Raw genomic sequence first — 8,438 nt, 5'->3', positions numbered from 1 at the left:
GGCCGCAGTTCCCACCCCCACAGCCGCACTCGCCTTCCCGACGGCACCACCCCCTCCCCTGCACCACCCCTTCCCCTGCACCCGTCCCTCCACCCGAAACGGAACCCGACATGTCGCAGCAGCACAGCGAGCTCTCCGCACAGCAGCAGCTCGAGGCCTACGGCTACAAGCAGGAGCTCAAGCGCTCCGTCTCCACGACCGACCTGCTCATCTACGGCCTGGTCTTCATGGTCCCGATCGCCCCGTGGGCGATCTTCGGCACCGTGTACAACGCCTCCAGCGGCATGGTGCCGCTGGTGTACCTGGTCGGCCTCGTCGCGATGATCTTCACCGCGCTCGCCTACGCGCAGATGGCGAAGTCGATCCCCCTCGCCGGCAGCGTGTTCTCGTACGTCGGCCGCGGCATCCACCCCACCGCCGGCTTCTTCGCCGGCTGGGCGATCCTGCTCGACTACCTGCTCGTGCCGACGCTGCTCTACGTCTTCGCGGCGGAGAGCATGGTCGGCATCTTCCCGGGCACGCCCCGTTGGCTGTGGGCGCTCGTGTTCGTCGCGATCAACACCGTCATCAACCTGGCCGGGGTGTCCTCGCTCAAGCTCGCCAACCGCATCTTCCTGCTCATCGAGCTCGTCTTCGTCGCGATCTTCGTCGTCATCGCGATCGTCGCGCTGACCGGCGGCACGATCCCCGACGCGTCCTTCGGCACCGAGCAGATCTGGGACCCGGCCAAGGTGTCGGCTCCGCTCATCGCCGCAGCGCTGTCGATCGCGGTGCTGAGCTTCCTGGGCTTCGACGGCATCTCGACCCTGTCCGAGGAATCGACCGGCCGTCGTGGCGGCGCCGGTACGGCGATGATCCTGGCGCTCGTCATCGTGGCGTTCCTGTTCATCCTGCAGACCTGGCTCGCGTCGGCACTGGCCGCCGGCCGTGACTCGTTCTCGGACAGTGAGGCCGGCAACGCCTTCTTCACCATCGTCGAGCAGGCCTCGTCGAGCGGCTGGGCCACCGCGTTCTTCGCCGTCAACGTGCTCGCCGTCGGCATCGCGAACGCCATGGCCGCACAGGCCGCGACGAGCCGTCTGCTCTTCTCGATGAGCCGCGACCGTCAGCTGCCGGCGTTCCTGCACAGGCTCAACGGCCGTCAGGTGCCGCAGAACGCGATCATCGTCGTCTCGGTGCTCTCCGCGATCCTGGTGCTGTTCTTCGTGGGGCAGATCGACACGATCTCGTCGCTCGTGAACTTCGGCGCACTGTTCGGCTTCATGCTCCTGCACGTGTCGGTCTTCGTGCACCACGTCGTCAAGGGCAAGTCGCGCAACTGGCTGCTGCACCTGGTCGTGCCGCTGGTCGGGTTCCTGATCATCGGGTACGTCCTGCTCAACGCCGCGGTCGAGGCGAAGGTCGGCGGGATCATCTGGCTGATCGTCGGCGCGGCCGTGTTCCTGTACTACCGACGCACCGGCCGTTCCACCGAGGTCGGCTCGGAAGCAGAACCGACGACGGAGGACGCACGATGACCCCGGACCACTTCCTGCCGAACACCCTCGGCCGCCCCGGGTTCGAAGCCGACCGGGAGCCCGTGCTGCGGGTCCGCCCCGGCACCGGCGAGACCATCGGCTTCGAGACCACCGACGCCGTCTACGCCGAACTCGACCAGCACCACGACATGGCGCAGCTGCAGGCACCGATCAACCCGGTGACCGGCCCGGTGTTCGTCGAGGGGGCAGAACCCGGCGACACCCTCGTGGTGACCATCCACGCCATCGAGCTGACCACGCACGGCTGGTCGGTGTCCCTGCCCGGCTCCGGGGCCCTGCAGCACGTGATGGGCGACCGGGTCTTCGCCCGCCGCTGCCCGATCGCCGACGGGATGGTCCAGGTGTCCGACCGGCACCGGTTCCCCGTCCGGCCGATGATCGGGTGCATCGGGACCGCCCCGGCCGAGGGCGAGAACTCGACGATCATGCCGGCCTACCCGGAGGGCGGCAACATGGACGTCACCGAGGCCCGCCCCGGCTCGACCGTGTCCCTGCCCGTCCGGGTGCCCGGTGCGCTGCTGTCGATCGGCGACATCCACGCGCTCATGGCCGAGGGCGAGTCGTCGTTCGTCGCCATCGAGGCCCAGGGCACCGCGATCGTCTCCGTCGACCTGGTCAAGCGCGGCCCGGTGCTCCGCGCACCCCGCATCGAGACCGCCGACGACTGGCTGTTCGTCGGCCTCGGCGACCCCGTGCAGGAGAGCGTCCGGCGCGGGTACGAGGACGCCTTCGCGTTCCTCGTCGACGAGCACGGCTGGACCCCGGAGGACGCCTACGCGGTGCTCAGCGCGGTCGGTGACTCGAAGCTCGGCGGGCCGACCGGCTCCACCGCCCCGGACCCGTTGCACCCCTTCGCCGCCGTCGGTGCGGTCACCCTGCACCGGGTGCCGAAGTCGGTGCTCTGAGGGTTCGCTGATGCGGGTTCCCGGTACGGCTGTCGTGCCGGGAACCTGCACAGGCGTGTGCACGATGATGGGCGCATGCACGACACCATCCGCTACGTCGCGATCGGCGACAGCTTCTCGGAGGGCATCGGCGACGCCGGACCCGCTCCGTTCCCCGGCTGGACCGGCCGACTCGCGAGCGCGATGGCGGGAGCGTCGGACGCCGAGGTCTCGTACGCGAACCTCGCGGTGCGCGGCCGACTGCTCGCCGGCGTCCTCGACGGCCAGCTCGAGGCCGCACTCGCGCTCGACCCGGCGCCGACCCTCATCACCTTCTGCGCCGGCGGCAACGACCTGCTGCGCCCGCGCTTCGAGGTGGACGCGCTGATCGGGCAGGTCGAGGCCGCCGCCGACCGCGTCGAGGCCACCGGGGCGCGTCTGGCACTCCTCAGCCCGGCCGACCCGAGCGCCCGCCTGCCCCTCGGCTCCCTGATCAACCGCCGCGGTGATGCCTGGGCCGAAGCGCTCGGCACGCTCGCCCGACGCCGTGGTCTGCCGTTCGTCGACGTCTCACGCGACCCGCACCTCGGCCGCGCCGAGTTCTGGTCGAACGACCGGCTGCACATGAACGCCACCGGACACCAGCGCGTCGCCGACCTGGCGCTGCACGCCGTCCTGGACGGCCCGGCGCCGGTCGAACCCGCCGACGCCGGTGCTGCCCGGGCCCGCCTGGGCGAGGAACTCCGCTACTACCGCGAGTACGTCCTGCCGTGGGTGCAGCGCCGGATCACCCGCACGTCGTCGGGCGACGGGCGCTCGGCGACCTACCCGACGTGGACGCCGGTGCGCGGTCGGGACGCGTAGCCAGCGTCAGCCAGCCGCAGCCCGCGTCGGACCGCCTCGCCAAGCGTCGGCCTGCCTCGGCCCGCTCAGCCCGCGACGTAGACGCGGGTCGTGACCCCGGTCAGCGCGTGCGCGAACTCGTCGCCCGTCGCCACGAAGCCGCCCGCCTCGTACAGCCGCACCGCCCGGTCGTTGTCGCCGAGCACGTGCAGCGCCACGCGCGGGTGCCCGGCAGCCCGGGCGTCGTGCACCGCCTCGGACAGCAGCGACCGTCCGACCCCGCGGGCCTGTACCCCGGGGCGCACCGCGAGCAACGACAGGTAGGCGGCGTCCGCCGGGTCCGTCGACCGCCCGGTGCCCGGAGCCGTCACGAGCACGAAGCCGTCGACCGCACCGTCCGGGCCGGGGGCCACCAGCCAGGCGACGTGCTCAGCCGCGAACTTCTGCCGCGCGCGCTCCCGCACCGCCGGGTCCTCGGCGGCACCGTCCCGGGCAGCCACGGCAGCGGCCCACAGGTCGATGCAGGTGTCGGTCTCGTCCACGGTCGCAGGACGCACGACCACGGACGACTCGATCACCCGATCAGCCTACGACCGCGCGGCTCCCGATCCTGAACGACGCCCCACGGTGCTCGTCGGGCAGCCGGTCCCCGCGGCCGTGCAGCTTCTGGCGGAGCGAACCCGACCCGTACTCCTCCGGGTACGCCCCACGGGTGCGGAGCTCCGGGATCACGAACTCGATGACGTCCTCCCACGTGCCCGGGGTCACCGCGTACGCCAGGTTGAAGCCGTCGACGTCGGTCAGCTCCTGGATCTCCTGCAGCCGGTCGGCGATGGTCGCTCCCCCGCCGACCGCCACCGGGCCGAGCCCGCCGATCGCCGTCTGCCGCGCCAGGTCACGGATCGTCCACTTCGACCCGTCCTCCCCCGTCGCCGCCGCGATGTTCGCCGCCGCCGACTGGATCGCGTTCGACTCGACGTCGCCGAGGGGCTGGTCCAGGTCCCACTGCGACAGGTCGACCCCCATCCAGCCGGAATTGAGCACCAGCGCACCGAGCTCCGAGGCGTACGACAGGTAGTCCTCGTACTTCGCCTGGGCGAGCTCGTCGGTGGCGTCCGTGATCACGGTGAGCAGCGTGTAGACGCGGGCGGCGTACCGGTCGCGACCAGCTGCCTCCAGGGCGTCCCGGACCTTGGCGACGGTCGACGCGAGCTGCTCGACGGTCGGCGCCCCGACGAAGACGGCTTCCGCGTTCTCCGCGGCGAAGCGGATGCCGCGCGGTGACGCACCCGCCTGGTAGATGACGGGCGTGCGCTGCACGGACGGCTCGGACAGGTGGATGCCCGGTACGTCGAAGTGCGTGCCGTGGTGCTCGATCGGGTGCACCTTCGCCGGGTCCGTGAAGACCCCGGCTTCGCGGTCGGCGACGACGGCGTCGTCCTCCCACGAGCCCTCCCACAGCTTGTAGAGCACCTCGAGGTACTCGTCCGCCACGTCGTACCGGTCGTCGTGCGACAGCTGGTCGGTCTGCCCCATGTTCCGCGCGGCACTCGGCAGGTACCCGGTGACGACGTTCCAGCCGACCCGCCCCTTGGTCAGGTGGTCGAGCGTCGACATGCGTCGGGCGAACGGGTACGGGTGCTCGTACGCGGTGCCCGCCGTGATGCCGAAGCCCAGGTGCTCGGTCACCGAGGCCATCGCCGACACGAGGAGGATCGGGTCGTTCACCGGCACCTGCGACCCGGTGCGGAGCGCGGCCTCGTTCGAACCGCCGTACACGTCGTAGGTCCCCAGGACGTCGGCGATGAAGATGCCGTCGAACGCCCCGCGCTCGAGCGTCTTCGCCAGGTCCGTCCAGTAGCTCAGGTCGCGGTAGTCCCGCGACCGGTCGCGGGGGTGCCGCCACAGTCCGGAGGACTGGTGCGCGACGCAGTTCATGTCGAATGCGTTGAAGCGGATCTGCCGGTGCTCGCTGCTGGTGGTCACGGGTCGAGACGCTACGTCGGACACCTCGGCCCGTCACGGATCGTGACGAAGCGTGACGGGCTGGCTCCGGCACCGACCTGGAGGCCCGCCCCGCGTCCGGCGCGCCGCTCGCGCCGGACGCGTGGCCGGTTCCAGGACTCAGGCGCGGTCGTGGAGCGTGACGTGGTACCCGTCGGGGTCGGCGAACGTGAACGTCCGACCGAAGGGGCCGTCGATCGGCGCCGAGACGATCCGGTGCCCGTCGGCGACCAGCGCGTCGTGGATCGCCTGCACGTCCGTCGTGTGCAGCCAGATCGCGGCACCGATGCCGGGCTGCGCCACCGCGTCGAGGTCCGTGCCGGGCACCAGGTCGCGCAGGGCGAAGGCGATCGGCGTGGTCTCGAACACGACGGCGTGCGGCGGGCCGGCCTGCGAGCGGACGAGGCCGAGGTACCGCTCGTAGAACGCCTGCGAGGCATCGAGGTCGCGGGTCTGCAGGGAGATGAAGTCGGGGCCGGTGACGGGCATGTGGTGCTCCTTGGTATTTGTGTCAGTTTTCTGACACGGGACAACCTATGTCAGACTACTGACATGCGTCAAGACGACACCGGCATCCACCTCGAGACGTCGATCGGCTACCTGCTCAAGGAGACCGCCAGCGCGCTGCGTGCGTCGATGGAAGCCGTGCTGCGCCCGCTCGGCATGACGGTGACGCACTACTCCTGCCTCGAACTGCTCGCCCAGCGCCCGGGCCTGTCCAACTCCGAACTCGCCCGGGGCACCTTCGTCACCCGGCAGTCGATGAACGTCCTGCTGCAGGCCCTGGAGCGGGACGGCTTCGTCACCCGTGCCGCCGAGCCGCCCGTCGGCAAGGCGCTGCCGACACAGCTGACCGAGAGCGGACGTCGGAGCCTGGCGCAGGCGAGTGCGGCGATCCGCGGGGTCGAACAGCGGATGCTCGCCGATCTGACCGCGGACCAGCAGGCGGAGGCCCGCCAGATCCTGCTGAGCATGGTCACCTCGCTCCGCGGCGATGCCTGACCCCGTTTGTTCGTAGGCTGATCGGATGGACGTCGCACTGCGGAACAGCACCACCGAGGACCTCGAGTGGCTCGTCGAGCTCCGGGCCGTGGTGCTGCGCGACGACCTGACACGACTCGGGGTGTTCGACGAGACGCGCGTTCGGCAGCGGCTGCGCGACGCGTTCCAGCCGGAGCTGACCCGCATCGTCGTGGTCGACGGCCGCGACGTCGGCTCGATCACCGTGCGGGTCGAGGACGATGCCCGTTGGGTCGAGCACTTCTACCTCGCGCCCGACGTCCAAGGCCGTGGAGTCGGATCGACCGTGCTGCGCGCTGTCCTCGACGAGCCCCACGACGGACCGACGCGGCTCAACGTGCTGGTGGGCAGCCCCGCCCGCCGACTGTACGAGCGACACGGCTTCGTGTTCGACACCGACGACGGCGTCGACGTGTTCATGACGCTGCGGGCCGCCGATCGAGCACCCCGCGGAGCGCACTGAGCTGCTCGTCGACGACGTCGGCCATCCGGCGTTCGGCGGGCCCGGTGAGCCAGGCCTCGAGGGCCAGGTGGAACAGCATCACGGTCGTCTCGGCGATCACCGCCGCTTCGGACGGGTCGAGCCCACGGCCCACGAAGGCCTCGCGTACCGCGTCCGTCAGGTCGGCACGCTTTCGGGCGTCGCGCTCCCGGAGCGAGGACTCGGACAGCACCAGCCGCCGCACGGAACCGACCTCACCGTGGCGCCCCTCGAACCGTTCGTCGGCGACGGTGCGGAGGCCGTGCATGACGATGTCGAGCGGGTCGATCCCGGCCGGCGCTCCCTCGATGGCGGTCCGGGCGAGGTCGGGGATCTCGTCGCCGGCGAAGATCACCTCACGCTTGTCGGCGAAGTACCGGAAGAAGGTGCGAGTCGTCAGGCCGGCCCGTGCGGTGATCTGCGGCACGGTCGTCGCCTGGTAGCCCTGCTCGGCGAACAACTCGAACGCCGCTCGCTCGAGTCGCCCTCGGGCATCCGGAGACCAACGCATGGGTCCACAGTAGTGGTGATGACACGTCGTGTCATGGTTGAATGGGTGATGACACGTCGTGTCATGACTGACGTCGAGCAAGGGATCGGGACACCATGTCGTCATCGGGCAATGCAGCACTCTGGACCACGTCGACCGGACGGTTCACCGTCGGACCCGCGCCGGTCCCCCGACCCGGCCCCGGCGAACTCGTCGTCCGTGCCGAAGCCGTCGCCGTCAACCCGGTCGACGCCGTCGGCGGGCTCTTCCGGCACCTGGTGTTCCCGAAGCTGCGGTTCCCCGCGGTCCTCGGATCGGACGTCGCCGGCACCGTCGTCGCGATCGGCCCCGGCGTCGAGCGGTTTCGTGTGGGCGACCGGGTCGTCGGGCACGCCGCGGGGCAGGAGCAGCACCGGAACAGCGCTGCCGAAGGCGCCTTCCAGCACCAGGTCCTGCTGCTCGAACGCGTGACCACCCCGGTTCCCGATGACCTGTCCGCCGAGCAGGCGGCGGTCCTGCCGCTCGCTGTCTCGACCGCAGCGGCCGGTCTCTTCGAACCGGACCAGCTCGCGCTGTCGCTCCCGACGGCGGACACGGCCGAGGGCCCCGGGGTCGTCCTGGTGTGGGGTGCGTCCACGAGCGTCGGTGCCAACGCCGTCCAGCTCGCCCGGGCCGCCGGGTACGCCGTGATCGGCACCGCGTCGCCGAAGAACCACGGGTTCGTGCAGGACCTCGGGGCCGAGGCCGTGTTCGACTACCGCGACGACGGTGCCGCACGCCGCATCCTCGAGGCACTCGCCGACCGGGAGCTCGCCGGCACCCTCGCCATCGGTCAGGGCTCGTTGACCCGCACGCTCCCGGTCGTTCGGGCGGCGACCGGCAGCGGTCGGCTCGCGTCCGCGTACCCGACACCGGTGACGACGATCCGTGCGCGGCTCGAGCGTCGACACGGGGTCCACGTCACCGCGATCTGGGGAGGCCGCCCGACGGAGTCCGACGTCGGCCCCGCGATCTACCGCGACTTCCTGCCCGAGGCGCTCCGCACCGGTCGGTACCGCGCGACCCCGACGGCCTCGGTGATCGGCACCGGCCTCGACGCGATCCCGGACGCCCTCGCCGAACTCCGCGCCGGCGTCTCCGCCCGGAAGCTCGTCGTCACGCTCCCCTGAGCCGGTAGC

The 8,438-nt window shown here is 71.1% G+C and carries 10 protein-coding genes; 6 read left to right on the top strand and 4 right to left on the bottom strand.

Annotated features, from left to right (window positions below):
* Positions 1-110: 110 nt before the first annotated feature.
* The 3 genes from KK087_RS01910 to KK087_RS01900 all read left to right on the top strand — a co-directional run bounded on the left by KK087_RS01910 (position 111) and on the right by KK087_RS01900 (position 3,286).
* Positions 111-1,517 (top strand): APC family permease, encoded by a 1,407-nt coding sequence (locus KK087_RS01910; protein WP_214531574.1) that lies wholly within the window; start codon positions 111-113, stop codon positions 1,515-1,517.
* The gene (locus KK087_RS01905) at positions 1,514-2,443 is read left to right on the top strand and encodes an acetamidase/formamidase family protein (protein ID WP_214564018.1); all 930 of its coding nucleotides are present in this window, start codon (positions 1,514-1,516) and stop codon (positions 2,441-2,443) included. Before KK087_RS01910 ends, KK087_RS01905 begins: the two co-directional genes overlap by 4 nt.
* Positions 2,444-2,518: 75 nt before the next feature.
* A complete protein-coding gene (locus tag KK087_RS01900; protein ID WP_250900695.1) occupies positions 2,519-3,286 on the top strand; it encodes an SGNH/GDSL hydrolase family protein in 768 nt (255 codons plus the stop codon).
* A gap of 65 nt (positions 3,287-3,351) precedes the next feature.
* On the opposite strand, the gene KK087_RS01895 is transcribed toward KK087_RS01900, so the two are convergent.
* From KK087_RS01895 to KK087_RS01885, 3 genes are all read right to left on the bottom strand, one after another.
* Entirely contained in the window at positions 3,352-3,843 is a 492-nt protein-coding gene (locus tag KK087_RS01895) for a GNAT family N-acetyltransferase (protein WP_214564017.1), read from the bottom strand.
* Between the two features lie 4 nt (positions 3,844-3,847).
* Entirely contained in the window at positions 3,848-5,251 is a 1,404-nt protein-coding gene (locus KK087_RS01890; protein WP_214564016.1) for an LLM class flavin-dependent oxidoreductase, read from the bottom strand.
* Positions 5,252-5,389: 138 nt separating this feature from the next.
* Complete coding sequence (locus KK087_RS01885; RefSeq protein WP_214564015.1) at positions 5,390-5,758, bottom strand: VOC family protein; 369 nt, start codon at positions 5,756-5,758, stop codon at positions 5,390-5,392.
* 63 nt (positions 5,759-5,821) lie between these two features.
* Here KK087_RS01885 and KK087_RS01880 point away from each other — a divergent pair, with 63 nt between their 5' ends.
* Together KK087_RS01880 and KK087_RS01875 are read left to right on the top strand one after the other, a co-directional pair.
* Positions 5,822-6,271 (top strand): MarR family winged helix-turn-helix transcriptional regulator, encoded by a 450-nt coding sequence (locus KK087_RS01880; protein ID WP_214564014.1) that lies wholly within the window; start codon positions 5,822-5,824, stop codon positions 6,269-6,271.
* Positions 6,272-6,296: 25 nt separating this feature from the next.
* On the top strand, positions 6,297-6,752 hold the full coding sequence (locus tag KK087_RS01875) for a GNAT family N-acetyltransferase (RefSeq protein ID WP_214564013.1): 456 nt from the start codon (positions 6,297-6,299) through the stop codon (positions 6,750-6,752).
* Here the strand turns inward: KK087_RS01875 and KK087_RS01870 are convergent.
* Entirely contained in the window at positions 6,706-7,281 is a 576-nt protein-coding gene (locus KK087_RS01870) for a TetR family transcriptional regulator (protein ID WP_214564012.1), read from the bottom strand. The genes KK087_RS01875 and KK087_RS01870 overlap by 47 nt on opposite strands.
* Positions 7,282-7,376: 95 nt before the next feature.
* Between KK087_RS01870 and KK087_RS01865 the strand changes: the two genes are divergently transcribed.
* Entirely contained in the window at positions 7,377-8,429 is a 1,053-nt protein-coding gene (locus KK087_RS01865; protein ID WP_214564011.1) for a zinc-binding alcohol dehydrogenase family protein, read from the top strand.
* Positions 8,430-8,438 lie beyond the last annotated feature (9 nt).

This window comes from Curtobacterium aurantiacum (assembly GCF_018598555.1).
GTDB classification, from domain to species: domain Bacteria; phylum Actinomycetota; class Actinomycetes; order Actinomycetales; family Microbacteriaceae; genus Curtobacterium; species Curtobacterium aurantiacum.
This window is presented reverse-complemented; position numbering and strand designations above follow the sequence as displayed.

Excerpts from the sequence above, each read along its gene's own strand:
- KK087_RS01900 (WP_250900695.1), top strand. The coding sequence starts at position 2,519 with ATGCACGACACCATCCGCTACGTCGCGATCGGCGACAGCTTCTCGGAG.
- KK087_RS01880 (WP_214564014.1), top strand. The coding sequence starts at position 5,822 with ATGCGTCAAGACGACACCGGCATCCACCTCGAGACGTCGATCGGCTAC.
- KK087_RS01870 (WP_214564012.1), bottom strand. The coding sequence starts at position 7,281 with ATGCGTTGGTCTCCGGATGCCCGAGGGCGACTCGAGCGAGCGGCGTTC.
- KK087_RS01885 (WP_214564015.1), bottom strand. The coding sequence starts at position 5,758 with ATGCCCGTCACCGGCCCCGACTTCATCTCCCTGCAGACCCGCGACCTC.
- KK087_RS01905 (WP_214564018.1), top strand. The coding sequence starts at position 1,514 with ATGACCCCGGACCACTTCCTGCCGAACACCCTCGGCCGCCCCGGGTTC.
- KK087_RS01910 (WP_214531574.1), top strand. The coding sequence starts at position 111 with ATGTCGCAGCAGCACAGCGAGCTCTCCGCACAGCAGCAGCTCGAGGCC.
- KK087_RS01875 (WP_214564013.1), top strand. The coding sequence starts at position 6,297 with ATGGACGTCGCACTGCGGAACAGCACCACCGAGGACCTCGAGTGGCTC.
- KK087_RS01865 (WP_214564011.1), top strand. The coding sequence starts at position 7,377 with ATGTCGTCATCGGGCAATGCAGCACTCTGGACCACGTCGACCGGACGG.